The sequence below is a fragment of the Leisingera daeponensis genome (assembly GCF_019801465.1).
Taxonomy (GTDB): Bacteria; Pseudomonadota; Alphaproteobacteria; order Rhodobacterales; family Rhodobacteraceae; genus Leisingera; species Leisingera daeponensis_A.
Genome location: NZ_JAHVJA010000014.1, coordinates 45,341 through 60,210, shown reverse-complemented (window position 1 = coordinate 60,210; position 14,870 = coordinate 45,341). Strand labels below are relative to the sequence as shown.

Annotated in this window: 18 protein-coding genes; 11 read left to right on the top strand and 7 right to left on the bottom strand. The window is 56.0% G+C overall.

The genetic code is table 11. From position 1 onward, the window contains the following. Positions 1 to 15: 15 nt before the first annotated feature. Positions 16 to 282, bottom strand: a complete 267-nt coding sequence (locus tag KUV26_RS20675; RefSeq protein ID WP_222509803.1) for a hypothetical protein — start codon at positions 280 to 282, stop codon at positions 16 to 18. 356 nt (positions 283 to 638) lie between these two features. Between KUV26_RS20675 and KUV26_RS20670 the strand changes: the two genes are divergently transcribed. The 3 genes from KUV26_RS20670 (at position 639) to KUV26_RS23760 (ending at position 1,927) form a co-directional block, all read left to right on the top strand. Continuing rightward, complete coding sequence (locus KUV26_RS20670; protein ID WP_222509802.1) at positions 639 to 1,058, top strand: hypothetical protein; 420 nt, start codon at positions 639 to 641, stop codon at positions 1,056 to 1,058. Beyond that, the gene (locus KUV26_RS20665) at positions 1,055 to 1,441 is read left to right on the top strand and encodes a hypothetical protein (RefSeq protein ID WP_222509801.1); all 387 of its coding nucleotides are present in this window, start codon (positions 1,055 to 1,057) and stop codon (positions 1,439 to 1,441) included. Before KUV26_RS20670 ends, KUV26_RS20665 begins: the two co-directional genes overlap by 4 nt. Before the next feature lie 153 nt (positions 1,442 to 1,594). After that, the gene (locus KUV26_RS23760) at positions 1,595 to 1,927 is read left to right on the top strand and encodes a hypothetical protein (RefSeq protein ID WP_261400019.1); all 333 of its coding nucleotides are present in this window, start codon (positions 1,595 to 1,597) and stop codon (positions 1,925 to 1,927) included. A 60-nt stretch (positions 1,928 to 1,987) separates the two neighbouring features. Here the strand turns inward: KUV26_RS23760 and KUV26_RS20655 are convergent, their stop codons facing one another. Then, positions 1,988 to 2,722, bottom strand: coding sequence for a Crp/Fnr family transcriptional regulator (locus KUV26_RS20655; protein WP_222509800.1), 735 nt, complete (start codon positions 2,720 to 2,722; stop codon positions 1,988 to 1,990). Between the two features lie 154 nt (positions 2,723 to 2,876). Here KUV26_RS20655 and KUV26_RS20650 point away from each other — a divergent pair, with 154 nt between their 5' ends. The 3 genes from KUV26_RS20650 (at position 2,877) to KUV26_RS20640 (ending at position 5,559) form a co-directional block, all read left to right on the top strand. Next, positions 2,877 to 3,119: a hypothetical protein gene (locus KUV26_RS20650; RefSeq protein WP_222509799.1), complete on the top strand. Its 243-nt coding sequence runs from the start codon at positions 2,877 to 2,879 to the stop codon at positions 3,117 to 3,119. Positions 3,120 to 3,151: 32 nt separating this feature from the next. Then, positions 3,152 to 4,381: a fatty acid desaturase gene (locus KUV26_RS20645; RefSeq protein ID WP_261400016.1), complete on the top strand. Its 1,230-nt coding sequence runs from the start codon at positions 3,152 to 3,154 to the stop codon at positions 4,379 to 4,381. A 446-nt stretch (positions 4,382 to 4,827) separates the two neighbouring features. After that, entirely contained in the window at positions 4,828 to 5,559 is a 732-nt protein-coding gene (locus tag KUV26_RS20640; RefSeq protein ID WP_222509798.1) for a hypothetical protein, read from the top strand. Between the two features lie 125 nt (positions 5,560 to 5,684). On the opposite strand, the gene KUV26_RS20635 is transcribed toward KUV26_RS20640, so the two are convergent. From KUV26_RS20635 to KUV26_RS20625, 3 genes are all read right to left on the bottom strand, one after another. Continuing rightward, positions 5,685 to 6,536 carry a class I SAM-dependent methyltransferase gene (locus tag KUV26_RS20635; protein ID WP_261400015.1) on the bottom strand — a complete coding sequence of 284 codons (852 nt, stop codon included), beginning with the start codon at positions 6,534 to 6,536 and terminating at the stop codon, positions 5,685 to 5,687. A 247-nt stretch (positions 6,537 to 6,783) separates the two neighbouring features. Beyond that, positions 6,784 to 7,221, bottom strand: coding sequence for a VOC family protein (locus KUV26_RS20630; RefSeq protein WP_222509797.1), 438 nt, complete (start codon positions 7,219 to 7,221; stop codon positions 6,784 to 6,786). Beyond that, complete coding sequence (locus tag KUV26_RS20625; protein ID WP_222509796.1) at positions 7,218 to 7,613, bottom strand: GFA family protein; 396 nt, start codon at positions 7,611 to 7,613, stop codon at positions 7,218 to 7,220. The genes KUV26_RS20630 and KUV26_RS20625 overlap by 4 nt, the downstream gene beginning before the upstream one ends. Positions 7,614 to 7,723: 110 nt before the next feature. Between KUV26_RS20625 and KUV26_RS20620 the strand changes: the two genes are divergently transcribed. The 4 genes from KUV26_RS20620 (at position 7,724) to KUV26_RS20605 (ending at position 10,955) form a co-directional block, all read left to right on the top strand. Next, positions 7,724 to 8,449: a helix-turn-helix transcriptional regulator gene (locus tag KUV26_RS20620; protein ID WP_222509795.1), complete on the top strand. Its 726-nt coding sequence runs from the start codon at positions 7,724 to 7,726 to the stop codon at positions 8,447 to 8,449. 78 nt (positions 8,450 to 8,527) lie between these two features. Continuing rightward, positions 8,528 to 8,785 (top strand): hypothetical protein, encoded by a 258-nt coding sequence (locus KUV26_RS20615; RefSeq protein ID WP_222509794.1) that lies wholly within the window; start codon positions 8,528 to 8,530, stop codon positions 8,783 to 8,785. Positions 8,786 to 8,869: 84 nt separating this feature from the next. After that, positions 8,870 to 9,502, top strand: a complete 633-nt coding sequence (locus KUV26_RS20610) for a tyrosine-type recombinase/integrase (RefSeq protein WP_222509793.1) — start codon at positions 8,870 to 8,872, stop codon at positions 9,500 to 9,502. A 562-nt stretch (positions 9,503 to 10,064) separates the two neighbouring features. Next, positions 10,065 to 10,955 (top strand): Abi-alpha family protein, encoded by an 891-nt coding sequence (locus KUV26_RS20605; protein ID WP_222509792.1) that lies wholly within the window; start codon positions 10,065 to 10,067, stop codon positions 10,953 to 10,955. 336 nt (positions 10,956 to 11,291) lie between these two features. On the opposite strand, the gene KUV26_RS20600 is transcribed toward KUV26_RS20605, so the two are convergent. Next, positions 11,292 to 12,263, bottom strand: a complete 972-nt coding sequence (locus tag KUV26_RS20600) for a DUF4238 domain-containing protein (protein ID WP_222509791.1) — start codon at positions 12,261 to 12,263, stop codon at positions 11,292 to 11,294. A 31-nt stretch (positions 12,264 to 12,294) separates the two neighbouring features. Next, positions 12,295 to 12,825 (bottom strand): hypothetical protein, encoded by a 531-nt coding sequence (locus KUV26_RS20595; RefSeq protein WP_222509790.1) that lies wholly within the window; start codon positions 12,823 to 12,825, stop codon positions 12,295 to 12,297. 606 nt (positions 12,826 to 13,431) lie between these two features. Here KUV26_RS20595 and KUV26_RS20590 point away from each other — a divergent pair. After that, positions 13,432 to 14,664 (top strand): hypothetical protein, encoded by a 1,233-nt coding sequence (locus KUV26_RS20590; RefSeq protein WP_222509789.1) that lies wholly within the window; start codon positions 13,432 to 13,434, stop codon positions 14,662 to 14,664. Positions 14,665 to 14,870: the final 206 nt, after the last annotated feature.

The following is a 14,870-nucleotide window of genomic DNA, read 5'->3' as shown; positions in this document are numbered from 1 at the left end:
GCCGCCTCGCTATCTTCAAGTGTCGCGTTGCTGGTCTTGGCCGAGCGCTGCTTCCAAGTCAGCCCAGGTAATTGGCCGCAACTCCGTCCGGCCCAGAAAACGCCCCTTGCCGTGTACGGTCAGATATATCGCCGTTCTGCGGTAAGCCGTGAAACTCAGCCCTTCGATAAGCTCCTCCTCGACCAGCACTTCGTATTCGCCGGAAGGCAGTTCGTCTTGATATCCGGACAAGGTAAACGGCTGCGGGAAAGTCACGGTGGATCTGATTGATCGCAAGGCCATCACCGGTCTCCGCGATGTTTGCATGTCTTCCGCGCTGCTTTGGCTGCAGCACCCCGGTTGCAGAGAGGCAGCCAAACTTTGCGCTTCTCATACATTATCCCGGAACCGGGCGGTGCGCGCTGACCCATGTTAGCGCCGCTAAGACCCGCGGAGATCCTGGCCGTGCGGGCGAACCTGGACTTGCCCCGCGGCTTTACTTGAGGGGATTGAATACCGGCTGATCTGCGTCAGCGCGTGCGTCGGGCAATGCGAGTATGATCGTTACAATCCAAAGCTTTTTACCCGGCAAGAGGCGGCCCCGCTCATCCGGAACAGCCGCTCCCAGATCCGGGCACATCAAAAGGGAGGATATGCCGATGCCTGCAGCTGGCATTCATTACCCGCATAACCCTGAGTTTGACCGCTTTTTGCAAGCCTTCGTTGGCGAGGACCGGAATGGCAATGCCGTTACGGTTCTTTCGGCGCTTGCGCGGCTTGATCTCGAGCCTTGGGAGGAGGCAACCGCGCTTGCGGCGTTGGAAAAAGAGGCTGCGGACTCGCGACTGGAGATGCTGCTGTCGCAATTCCGTGACGTGCCCGCACTCAAGCAGGATTACGGATCGGTTGCGCGGAAACTGACCCGCCTTCTCCCCAAACGCCGCAAGCGCTTGACGGCCGTTTCTGATGGCGCAGAAAACGGGCCGGCGAAATCGTCTGGATTGATCTGGGCGGTACTGACATTCCTCTTTCTGATTTTGCAGTTAATACTCGCAGGCGTTCCGGGGGCGGGCCAATGACCTTGGGCAAATCACAAGACGGCGACCGCAGTGATGGTAAGGAAAATGCGATCCTCTGGGATCTGGAGGAGCGGTGCTGGACCAGCGGTGCGGACAGCGCTCGCACTGTTACTGCAAAAAATGCAGTGATGGTGCTTCCCTATCCGCCGGGCATCCTCCAGGGCGGGCAGATCCTGGAACATGTGAAGCAAAACACGGGCTGGCGAACTGTGGAAATGAAAGACCGCAGCCAAATCAGGCAAGGGGCCGTTGCGGTGCTCGCCTACCGCGTATTCGCCGAGAAGTCAGGCTCACCAATCTATGAGGCGCTCTGCGCGTCCACGTATCTCCTGGACAACGGCCGGTGGCTGCGGCTGTCACACCAGCAAACCCCCACCACCTGACGCCAGCGGGAAGAATCCTCACCTTGGGGCGATATCTTTAACGCACTTCTCGGAATGTGAATCGGCTCCTGAGCTCTTCGTTCAAAGATCATCAGCCAGAAAACGCGGATCCCGCCCCAAGCTAACCTGCGTCAGTGCTGCGGAGCAGAGAAGATGGGTATATGGCTTCGTGCCTGCCGAATCTCCGGCGGCACTCATTTCCGAGCAGCAGAGAAGCACGGGATGCGTGCGGTTCCTCAAACGGACTGCATTGCACTGCGCGTCCTATTCTCGGAATGTCCAGGAAAGGACAATCCAATGACACCCGAACAGACCAATACCGCCGAGAAGATGACCTCGGTCAAAGCAGCCTGTGACAAAGCGCCTGCCGGTCCCAGAAAAGACCGGGCGCTGAAACATTATCAGGCGGCCGAGAAAGCGCACGAGGCGAATAACTACGCCGAAACGAACAAGGAACTGGACGCGGCTGCAAAAGCGATTTCCTGATACTCCTTTGTTTTAAATGAAGATTGGGTCGCCCCAGGTCATTCCGGGGGGCGGCCTCCTTCATTTCAAGAGCGGGCCGGTCTGATCCAGATACGCCGGATCGAACCCCGAAAGTTTCACCAATCCGTCATAATTGTCGAACGTCACGCGGCCGTCCCGAAGGGTCAGCAGGCCGCTTTCGCGAAGCTGACGCAAAACACGGTTCACATGGACGGATCTTAAGCCGAGTGCATCAGCAAGGTGATACTGTGTCAAAGGGCAGACGTACCCTTTCTTGCTCTCCATTCCGACCAGCTTCAGCCTTGCCCCCAGTTCCAGAAGGAAATGCGCCATACGCGCATCCGCGGCGCGGCGGCTAACTCCAGCGAGATGCTCGACCACCATGGCTTCGTCCCGTGATGCCGCCCAGAGAATTGCTGCCGCCAGGCGAGGCGTCTTCTCGAATGCTTCCAGAAGGTCGTCCGCAAAGACTTCCGCCGCCTGAATATCCGTGACCGGCTCGAAGCTGTGGTCGGACGTGCGCAGCAGCACGCTGCGCAATCCAAGAAAATCCCCTGGTATCTGGAAATCCACGATCTGGCGGGTTCCGTCCGGCTGAAGCTTGTAGGAACACACCCAGCCGTCGGCCAGAATGTAAACGGCCTGATCCGACTGCCCCTGATGCACGAGATCACGCCCCGCCACAAAGGACCGGCGGCGCAGATGCAAACGCTTCAAAACGCCCAATTCATCTTCAGACAAGGCGACGAAGACTTGCAGCTTGCGTGAAAGCGGGCTTTCTTTGATATCCGTCATCGGGGTCTCACAAGCCGGGAGATGCTCCAGACGCAATCGCGCACAGACTGCTTTCGGTTAGCCCAGCATACCCTTTTTTCTGCGAAGATGCTTGGGACAAGCAAGGCCATTCGGCCGCGCGATGTATTACCGTTACCTGGGAGGAAGTCATAAAATGCGTAGCAAGAAGGACTTCTCGGGAATGGCTGCCCTCTCAATCTGCGAGTCGATGCTGCTGGCGATGAACGATCACAAGCTCCTGCCCGAACGCGAGATCGTGGGCATCCTGCGTGATGCTGCAAAGACGCATGAAAACGCAGCTGTTGCTGATGGCGAGATAGAGGCGCATCGGGCCGTGGCGGTTCTCATCAACCGGATCATCGCTGGTGGTAACTCCGTTCGGAGGCCGCCGGCATGACATACTCAATCGCAGCGGGTTAGACATCGCCTATGCCGCTTTCGTCCAACTCGTACGATGCACGGGGCCAACAGCCGGGTCAGCAGGACATGCCGGGCGGCCCAGGCCGCCAAGACGGCAGCGTCCAAACTGACATGCAGGATGCCGGATCTGCCTCGACCGCGCGGCAAGCGCGGGTCCAGCCAGGACACTTGCCCGTCACGGGAGGGGCACCCGGCGCGGGAAACCCCTTTGGTGTAACTGGTCCGAGACAGCTAGAGGCGCGGCTGACCGCATCAGACTGGACACGAACCCTGGCGAAATACCGGCAGCCAATCCCCTCCCGCAGCATTTTCGAACTTGCGGTCACGCTCGTGCCTTTCGTGGCAATATGGGCGGTTGCCTGGTGCGTGCTCTCGATCAGCACCCCATTGGCTCTGGTTCTCGCGTTGGCGAATGCAGCCTTTCTTGTCCGGCTGTTCATAATCCAGCACGATTGCGGGCATGGTTCCCTGTTCCGCGACCGGCGTCTGTGCGATTGGATCGGCCGCATCATCGGCGTTATCACGCTGACGCCCTATGACGTCTGGCGCAAAACCCACGCGATCCACCATGCTACGACCGGGAACCTCGACCGCCGGGGCGTCGGAGACATACCGATACTGACGGTCAGAGAATACCGCAAAAAGGGATGGCCAGGCAGGGCGCTTTACCGCCTCGTCCGCCATCCGGTTTTCCTGTTCGGGGTGGTACCATTTTACACGTTCTTCCTGCAAAATCGGCTGCCCTTCCAACTGATGCGGTCCGGCTGGTGCTACTGGCTGAGTGCGATGGCCACAAACGCTGCCATTGGCGTCACTCTGACAGTGATTGTCTGGCTGGGCGGTTGGGAGGTACTGCTGTTCGTCTTCCTGCCGACGATGCTTCTGGCTGCAATAGCCGGCATGTGGTTTTTCTACGTGCAGCATCAGTTTGAGGAAACCAGCTGGCGGCACGAGGAAGACTGGAACATCCAGGACGCGTCCCTTCACGGCAGTTCGCACTACGCTCTGCCGGGCATCCTGCGCTGGATCACCGGGAACATCGGAGTCCATCATGTGCATCACCTAGCCAGCCGCATCCCCTTTTACCGTTTAGGCGACGTAGTCAAGGATCACGACGTCCTGGCACAGACCAGACGCATCACGCTTTGGGAAAGCTTCCGCTGCGCGCGACTTCACCTTTGGGACGAGAAAAGCCGCAGATTGCTGTCGTTTGCAGAGGCCCGGGCGCTTCCCGCCTGAGCCTTGCGTGATATGGCCACTGGTCAATGAATTGGTGCCTTGGATACCCCGGCACAACCTGACGGCATCACTTGTGGAACAGTCGGTCGGCCGGCACTTCCCCAGCAGTGTCTGACGAAGAAGCTGATCTGAAAATCCGCCGCATGCGCAAAAGTCCGGTTTGTCCGGCAACCTGTAGATCCGGGCTCTCTTTCTGGCTGCGACATGCATGAACGGCTGATTTTCACGCCGCGCAGCCAAGCCGAAAATGATGCGATCGTGTGGTTTTCGTGCTGCGAGCGCGCGCAGCAAGATTTTGACACTTCTGCTGTGAGCTCAGCCCCTGGTTTCGCTATGCCTTGTCGCAGTGACCGCTTCGTACGAAGGAATGACTTCACGGTTGCGCCGCCAACACGCTATATCGATCTAGTACACAAAAACGTTTGCCAGAAATCAGCAGGGTAGCCGTGGACATTCGAACACTTGATGACTCCGATCCACTTCTTGGCAGTTCCAAACTGCTTGATGCGGTACAGAAAGCGATTGGTTTCGCTCAAGAAAATGATGGGATCGGCCTAACGAAAAGCAGGGCATTCAACCGAAAGTTCGCGACATGGGCGGCTGAGAATTTCAACTGGCCTGAATACTCAGCTGACCAACTCTTGCGCATCCAAAAAGTGTTGAACGAGGAAGACGTCTTACCCGTCCTAGTTTTGCATGAGCTGATGATCTCAATGAAGCTGGGGCGCCACACCAAAGGCAAGTGGCGCTTCAGCAAGAAGGCGGAGGTTCTGTCTCAAACGCCTGGTGTCCTGCAAGCGGCGTTGACGCGGGGGTTCTTGTTCGAGTTTGATCATAGCCGATTGCAGCGCTTCCCCTTTGTTGCACCTGGCAACTGGGACATTTGGCTCAACGTTATCAACGTCGAAGCGCATGGAGGGGTGAGCGAGGCAGCGCTACTAAAGACCTTTTACGGTGTAGAATATTCTGGCGCAGGGGGTCGAGAGTTTTGGGATCATGCCTCGTTTTTGATGTGGCATGTCCTGAAGCCGCTGAGCTGGTTGGGATACTTGGATGCAACAGAGCTCGACGGGCGCCATTCGCCTTCTGACCGGACGACCTATACAAAAACACCACTTTGGCAGAGGACGTTCCGTCTCGATACGGATGATGAACTGCGTCCATTCATCGTCCATTGAGCCCGGTGACCGCTATCAGATACGCCTCTTTCACGAGACTTCTGCAAGCGCATCGGGCTGCAGTGAGCCCTTTCAAGTCATTGGCAAACCCGCCGCCCAAGCGATTAGACTGGGCGGCGGTAGGATCAGATCTTGCGTGCCGAAACCAGCAGCATCATAGGCCGCTCCAGTTCTTCGGCCAGGTCCGGTATATCCGCAATTTGTTCAGGTGTGGGCGCGAACTCTTCCATCCGGCGCAATTCGAAACCCGCTCCAATCAAGGTGTTGAGAGTGGATGCCAAGGTCCGATGGTGCTTCAGTACCCCCTTGGCGAACCAGTCCGTACGGCGTTCGCCCTCGATAGAATAGCCGTTCACCGGCCAGGTCTTTCGGCCGTCTTCGTCCAGTATCCATTGCGGACGAGCGGCTGCCATGAAGATCGGATGCTCGATGGTGAAGACCAGATCCCCGCCAGGCGCCAAAGCCGCATGGATCATGCGGATCAGCCGTTCAAAATCCTGCACGTAGTGGAAGGTCAAAGCACTGTAGACCAGATCAAACGCCGCCTCGGGCAATTCAAGCGTTTCCAGGTCAGCAATCCGGTATTCGATTGCGGAATCCTCGGTGTCAGCCCTCGCACGTTCAATCATGTTCTGAGACAGGTCAAACCCCAGAACTGAAGCAGCCCCCTGACCGCGGAACCAGCGTGCTGCCCAGCCGAAGCCGCAGCCCAGGTCCGCCACGCGCTTGCCTGACAGTCCGGGCAACAGTGCTTGAATTGCCGGCCATTCCGGCGCACCGTCCAGCCCATGAACCTGCCGGGGAAGCTGGCTGTAGCCAGCAAAAAAATCGGGATTGTCGTAGATATTCTGTGCCATGTTTGTCTCCAGATAAAGGGGAGGACGAGGCACGTTTCCACGCCTAACAACCTCGTCCAAAAGGGCGAGGCCGAGGCTGGCAATCAGCGTGGTCAGTTCGCGTGATTGGCATCCCGGCATCCCGCCAAGGGGATACCGGCCAACCGGGCGACAATGTGGATGTCCTTCTCAACCATGCAGGCTATATCGGTCTGAATGCAGAAAATGTCAATTTCCTCGCCCATCCGGCGGCGCACTGACAGCGCAGCGATAGACGAGGCAGCCAGAGCCGGCCATTTGCCCTGACAGCAGCGAACTCACCCTCAGAGCCCAATTCAACCGAAGCCGGGACATAAAGGAATGGCTGTTCTTCCCATCGCGCCGCGCCTCATCGGCTGGTCAACATGAAGAACTCAATCGACTGGCCGTTTGGGTCGCTGATCTTGAGGAGGTGAATGCCCGGCTCTTCGATGATCTCCGGGACGGTACCTCCTGCCTGGGCGATACGGGCTTGCAGGGTCACGAGGTTCCCGGATTGAAGGTAGGGGACCGCACCGGTTCCGGGCACGGCATCGGGAGCGTAGCGCTCGCGTGACACTATAGCGAACCATCCCTCTGCAATATCGAAAGCGATGAAGTCATCGAGCTGAATGACTGGTTGGCGATCGAATAGCGTGCGGTAGAACTGTTCCGATGACGGCATGTCGTCGGTTGGCACATAGGCGCCCATGGCCAGGATGGCGTCCTGGGATGTGGCGTTTTGTGCCTGAACGCCGATTGATCCAGCCAGATATGCGGAAAGGGCGAGCGCGCAGACCGTCTTCATCGGATAGTCTCCGGTATTGCCCCGGACGCTTCGGGCTGCGTGTCCCAGGAGGGGCGGTTTTCGGTGAATTCATGGAAGGAATGGGGAATCCCCGGGTCGTCATCCAAACAATGGGCATTGATCGGAAATGACGCATCAGGTGACAGAGGCTCGCCTAGGGCCGTGCCGCAGCACCGGCAGAAAGAACGCGTGTAGGTGTAGGGCGCACGGGGGGCAATTGTCTCGATTTGCTGCGCCCCGCTGAGCAAGCTGAATTGCTTCCTCGCAACGAAGACAATCGTTGATGAGCCGAGTTTCCGGCAGCGCGAACAATGGCATGTGCCCACGGCAGACGGCGCGCCCTCAATCGCGAAGCGGACGGCGCCGCAGGCGCAGCTTCCTTGAATGGGCATCAGAATTTCCTTTCGATTCAGTTTGACGGCCCACCAATACCCCGCCCATGCTGACAGCATATTGTCACCATGGTGTCAGCATGGATGCAGTGGACCTAAGGAGAGCGATGATGCGGCGCGGAGACAGGCTGTTTGAGATCATTGAAATCTTGCGGCGGGCGAAAGGCCCGATCTCCGGGCAGTCCATCGGTCATGAGCTCGGCGTCACCAAGCGCACGGTGTACCGTGATGTTGCCGCCCTGATGGCGCAAGGCGTCCCGATCCACGGCGAAGCAGGCGTCGGATACATTTTGGAGGCGGGGTTTCATATGCCGCCATTGATGCTCACCTCCGATGAGATTGAGGCTGCGATCCTTGGTGCGCAATGGGTTCAGACCCGCGGGGAGCCGGAACTGGCCCTCGCGGCCGGGAAATTGCTGTCCAAGATCGAAACCGTGGCACCCTCCGGTTTTGAGACTTTATTCGTTGAGCCTGCAATCAGTGTCGCGCCGGTGGATCAGCCGCCGGAAGTGCTTGGTGCGGCGGAGATACGCCGCGCCATTCAACGCCGGGTCAAGATCGCCTTGACCTATCGCGGCTCCAATGGTGCGCTGACTGAGCGCGTGATCTGGCCGATATTCCTGGGCTACCGCGACCACGGCCGAATCGTGGCGGCGTGGTGCGAGCTGCGGCGCGGTTTTCGGTACTTTCGGACTGAGCGGATCACCGATGGCGGCATCCTGACCGACAAAATTCCTCGCCGGATGGACTTGTTAAAGGCCGAATGGCGCACCGCGATGGATGAAGAGCGGCGGCGTTTCAATACTGCAAGCCAAGACGGCCAGGCCTTTACATGATGAGCAAACTAAGGCGCGGCTGTTGCAGACGTCCAGTGTCGACAAACGACGGGCTTCCATTAATGTCATAGCGCAGCCATGAAATTGGATGGAAAAGCTGCTGTTCAAGAATACGCCTTCAATGGCGGCTCTGTCCGGCGACTTGTGAATTGGCTATCCGAAAATTGCTGCACAGTCGATGAATGGCCGATCTCCGCGCTGCACGGCAGCGCCATTTTTCAGCAGCTGCAGCACATCTGGTGCTGCGAGCGCGCGCAGCACGAAATCGCTATGACCGAGTTGGGCTCAGACCGGCCCAATGCATCCGCGGCGTTTCCCAAAGAACACACAACCTGACAACGGCCATTCAAACCACCAGTAAACTGAGGCGTCAGCGCTGTGCTGATGTCTGGGTTTGGCGGGAGGATTGGAGGGCAAACTATGCCAAGAGTCCAACTTCCCGCTGTCACCCCGAAACGAAGAGCCTGGAACAAGGGCCGGATCATCGGCCAGAAACGACCACTGTTGCCGAAACAGGTCTGGGCGATCCGCGCGCGTCTCGAACTGGCGGGCAACCTGCGCGATCTTGCGCTGTTCAATGTGGCAATTGATAGCAAGCTTCGCGGATGCGATCTGGTGAAACTGGCCGTCACCGACCTGGTGAGGGACGATCGCGTTCGCGAACGCGTATCTGTGATCCAGAGCAAAACCAAGCGGCCCGTTCAGTTTGAACTCTCTGAAAACACGCGGGATACCATTGCCGCATGGATCAAGTCACCGGAGATGCTCGGCTGCCGTTTCATGTTTCCCAGCAGGTTTCATGACCGCCTGCATATCTCAACGCGCCAATATGGCCGGCTTGTGAGGGATTGGGTGGCCGCGATTGGGCTGGATTCCAGCGGATACGGCACCCATTCTCTGCGCCGGACCAAAGCAGCGGAGATTTACCGCAAAACCGGAAATCTAAGAGCGGTTCAACTTCTGCTCGGACACACCAAGGTAGACAGCACAGTACGGTACCTTGGCGTCGAACTCGAAGATGCGCTGAGCATTGCCGAGCAAATCGACATTTGAACCACCTTGGCGGGCGGCTCTTGCCGTTCGCCAATCCTGAGCAGACCTGTGTTCGCGGCGCAGCGGTGGGTCGGATCGAGCCCACACCGGACGAGGCGAGTTCTTGCTGCGCGCGCTTGCGACACAGATTTTTCTGCACCCGCGCAACTTTGGGTGTCGCAGCGCGGCGGGGAAAACTGCCGTTCGTGCGAGCCGCTGCGAAGTTGACGAAGGCAATTCACAGATCGCGGGACCTTCCGGCCATTCGCTGCAAGCGCAGCACGAACGATCAGGGGCGGTCGCTATGCGCAGGAAGCGGACGGTGGATTTTTCGCCTTGGTCTGGCGCTACAGCGCAAGAAGCGGTCGGCCGCCACCTTGGTTTGGTGGGATGAACATCGGAAGTTGCCGACCTTGGCAAACTACCCTCCGGACTGTGTGGAAACAGAAATTCCAGTAAGACAGCATAGCCGCATAGTGAATTACCTATGGCACTGCGAAACGGGTAGTTAGAGGATATCCCCGTTTGCAATATCCCTATCATCACGTGCATTGTATCATTGATTAGAAGGAGTTCAGCTGGCATGCAAAGTGAAGAAAATCCATTGGCGAGCATCTCCGAGGGCCTTCCCCCAGGGGTAGCAAAGGTACTGTCAGCCGCTGCTGGGGGCTTGACGCCTGGCATTAAAGACACTTCGGCAGACATTTGGGGGGCTTTGGTTGGAGACCGGGTTAAGCTCTGGCGAATTAGGAACTGGATTAGTGGGCTCGAGAAAACCGCAGCTCACATTGAGAGGATGGGACTAGACTTATCCCAAGCGAAGCCCCTGCCTTACGGGGATATGCTGGCTCTATTCGATGGGATTTCAAAGGAAGACGACGCTGACCTTTCCGACTTGTGGGCCAGACTTATAGCGGGCGCCATGAGCGAAAGTGATGAACCTGCGGTGTCTTCGAGATCAGTCGCTTCAGTCCTAGAGCAGATGAGCCCGGATGCTGCCAAGGTTTTTTTTCTGCTCGCAAAAATGCATCACATGGCTCTTCTGGATAAGAAAATTCAGAGATTGAGAACCAAAGAGTTTTTTCCTCTAACCGAAAGCGAGGAAACTCTGGATGAACGAAACCTCACAGATGAAAAGGATCGAGTAATCTTTGAGATTGACGGCTTTTGGACAGGTATCAAAGGAGATGCTCAGCTTGATATCTCTAAATCTGAACTTTTAAGGCTAAACCTAATTCAAGCGAAGGTAGTTCCTATTGCCTTTGACGATGAGCCATTTAGTAGAGGGGTCAACGTCAACAAGGCCGGACTTGACATGATTGTATCAGATCTGGTGCAGAAGACCAAAGAGCTTGTTGACAATCGAACACTATTCTCCGCGCGTCCTTTTAGAGAAGTAAGCGCTCCAAGAAAGGTAAATTTTGAGCTTAGCGTTTCGGGTATTGAAATAGCGAAGAAGCTAAGCATATTCTGACGCAATGGTTGGCCGATCTCGAATTCTTGGCATGCACTTCTTCTACCCCAACCGTGACGAATTTCTTTGGTGCGCCCTTCGTCAGGGCATCGCCTCGCGCGATCGGCTGCTTTGGGCTGTGCCTGACGTGCCGCGCCAGCGAAGGGCCGCCATGCGGCGGCACAGCACCGAAAAGCCAGCAGCAGCCTGCCCTAGGCTGACCGTGATCGGCTCAAGCGAGCCCCGGAGCCGTCGTCGACCTGCAAAGTGTCAAAACGTCGAAGCAGACGTTCATTCTGCCGAGCAGGAGTGACAGCAGTTCAGGACGAGCACTGCGACCGGAACCTGAAGCTTAGATCAGAGTTTTCTTTTTACCTCGACTTCTGCTGTATCCCGACCAGTTGTTACCTTAGGTAATTTTTCTCGACTAAGCCACTTGTCGCAGAGTTTTTGAATTCCACCATCGCGCTGGCTTCCAAAGACGTTTCGCTCTGCATAGAAAGCACGCCGTCCATTCATTTCCCTGGCCATCATTTTGGGGATTTCGACTACGCGGTCGCGCTCATTCCCTTGCCAAGTCATTTCCAGCATACGGTCCGGTGACAGTGGAAACTGCACCCGCGCCGTCTTGTTGGCAAATCCAGCATCACCGTAGAGCGGGTGATGTGTGGCCGGATCAGAAACGAGGGTTACCGGGCTATCAGACGTGATCAAGTGTTGGTCTTTGCTTCGGCCAACTACCCAAGTCATGTTGAAGAACATGTTTGCTATCGTTTCTATACCCCCAAGCATCTGCAATCCTGCTGCACGAAGAACGCTGATTTTGTAATTGTCTGGATCGCTCAGGAATTCGCGCATCCATTCGCGTTCTTCTGGCGAATTTGCTTCGCCAGTTTCAGCTTCGAAATCATCTACAGATCGTTCATGCGCCTCTTTGTGCGATACCAAGACTTGCGTTGTATGATGCGCGATATGTCCGACCAGTTCGGCACCTGCACCCACGACAGAAGGCGACCGCAAGTATTGGGCCGCAAGAAACAACGAAATCATTTCGCGATCTTCACCGGTTGGCATTCGACCGTTTGACAGGCCATCCCATAACGGGGCAGCGCCGCCTTCGATCTGAGACAAGAGCGTTTCGATTTCATCATAGCGCTCACCATCGGGACCAATCGGCGAATAGAAGTTGGTTTCCACACCGGTTTTCTCTGGGACACTTGCCAGCGGTTTCATATTGGCCCCGTATGTCCAAACCCTACCATTTGCATCGCAAAATTTACTCAGGTAGAATCTGGGTACAATGTGCTGCCGTTTTGTCCGTTCTGACATGTGATTTCCTCATGTCCAAATTGGTACCGCGCTAGGCCAGCAAACCCCGCAGAATTTTGCGGGCTTGAGCCTTCACCTCTTTCATCGGGCTTTTTGTAAGAAACGGCATCATTGCAGTCAGGAACTGGTTGTGTAGGTCAAAATCCCATTCCCCAGCTGCAGGATTGATCTCGGGGGTCTTGATGCCGAGCTTGTTCAAACGCGCATACTTGTCGGCGATTTCAGAAGCAACTTCGAACGGCTGTTCCAAAACCCAGCGCGAACCTCCTAGGCCACCCTGCTTTTTCTGCAACTGGTAAATATCCATGTAGAGATTTCCCCGAACAGCCGTGATCGATCTCTTGCGGCTCTTTAGGCGGCCAGACGCCCAGCGACCGATTTCTGCAACCACCCAGACGGATGAAAACACAAAGACGATCCACGCGATCACCAGGTACTTCGGATCAAGGTTGGCGTTCATCCATGGTGAAAGCGCGGCGAAGCCACTAGCAACACATGAGGCCAGTCCGATTGAAAAGCTAAGCCTGTCCAATGCCGTTTTGATAATTCCGGTGAAATCCATGTGCTGCACAATTCAATTGTTGAAATCCTGTTGGTGGAAGTTACTCCGCAGAGACTGCTTGGTAAAGAAAATGCATTGTGCAGAAAGGGCTATTTTAAGGTCACACCCGTCATTCTTTGTGTCTCCGAACAACGTCTGCTTCGGTGACACCCGCCAAACTTTGCAAAGTCAGCTTCCTGCACCATCGCTGACGCCGCTGCTTCCCGCAGCATTGGACGTGGTGCGCCAGAGAGGTTGGATGGCCGCTTTCGGTGCGCGGGCCATAAGATTTCGCACCGGCGGTATCTTTGGAGCGGCACTCCTTGTCTATGACCGCTCTGGGCTGTGCCTGAGGTGCCGCGCCAGCGAAGGGCCGCCCCCAGGACAATGACGGCTGAGGGCTCAAGTACCTGGTTGCGCCTTCTGCAGCAGGCGGCCGGATCGAGCCCATGACGCCCTTTCTGCACGACTGGGATGCTGCAAACGCGTTGGATAGCTCGCAACCCAAAGCGGAAGTAGGCACCTGACGCAGCATGCATCCATCTCAGCGCTTCAAGCCAAGCGATTGCATTGCTGCTTGCTTTGAGCGCCTAGTGCTTTCACCAAAGACTAAAGAGATTGTAAAAAATGATTCCTCCGACACTTGACTACGGTCACATCGACATCAACGTACGGGCCGATCGAAAAGATCTCTTTCGAGACTTCAAACCACTTATGGGATTGTCGAACGAAGTCGAGGATATTTTAGACCCCTATAAGGCCGCTAGCGAGGCTGCCAAGCTGGCAAGAAGATATAAGATTGGAAGGCACCTGGCTGAACTGCAGGCGGATGTTCAAGAGCGCACTTTAAAGGATAAACGTTTTCTTGGCCTCGAGCAAAAAATCGCAATTTCTGTCGAAAAGCCTGCCCCCGTTGACCTACCTTGCTGCACGCCCGATTGCCACGGAGTGGCAGTAAGGAACTCACATGCTCTTCAGAAGAACGGAATTTTGGCGACTCTCGCCGATGAAAACGGGAGAATCCTTCAAACTAAGATCACACCGTTTTCCAGTTCTGGCGGCATGAAGGAGCTGGGTGCTAGGTATGCTTCTGTGTTCCCCGGCTACTGCAAGGACTGCGAGCAGTCCGTTTTTCACAGGGCTGAACTTAGGAATGCGGAGGTAAACATGGAGAATGTAGCGTTGCTTCTCTGGAGGGCACTCTGCTTCATTCGATATAGGAGGGCTCAGGAAGTCAAAGCCCGAGCTATGATGGTGTCCAAGCCAGAAATGTACAACATTTCCAAGGAGAACGAAGACCCATTTACCGCCTTCGCCTCAGCCTTCAATTTAAAAACCTCGATACACTCATACAAGATGTCTGAAAGGTGGGTAAATTCTCTTGGCAATCAGGTGTGGGGCCCCAAGAATGAATTGGCGATTGCCTCCATTGAGTTCAAAAAGTTGCCTTTTGCTGGATGCGGCGTCATTCCCATCCCCGTTGATTTTGACAGAAACACGCATCCAAGCGTCGGGAATTTTCACTCAATTCTTCCTAGCTTGGTATTTACAACAATGCACCAAGAGGGGCGGCCCCATATCATCCTCGCCTGCAGGCGCGCCGATCGTTGGTCACAAATATTCTTGAAAAGAATTTTGAGAATGGACTCCCATCTCTTGGCGGCCTACATCCCGCAAATTCTCCTAGGCGGGTCCGATACTATTTTTTTGTCGAAACATTATTGGGATCATGAAACGACTGAACGTGACCGTTGCATACTCCTTCACTCACAGCTTATGAAATTTCCGCAGATGGTCTTCCCATTTTGGGGCGCCCCTGACGGCGTTTCTGTTCTGAGAGCTTGCAGAGTCACAGCGTGAAGCGAAATTTAAGTCTAACAACCAGCTCGACGCAACTGGCTTGTGGAGCTTCTCGGCGCTTCGACTAGAGACGGAAGTAATGTTCTTCGACGGGAGAAAAGAGCCGCCCAAGCTTGGTGCGCGAGCGCCAACTCACAGCAGCTCCCGCTTTATCAGGGCCGTCCGCCAACCGTCCGCTTTGCGCCGGTAGCAGCTTGCTGCAGGTG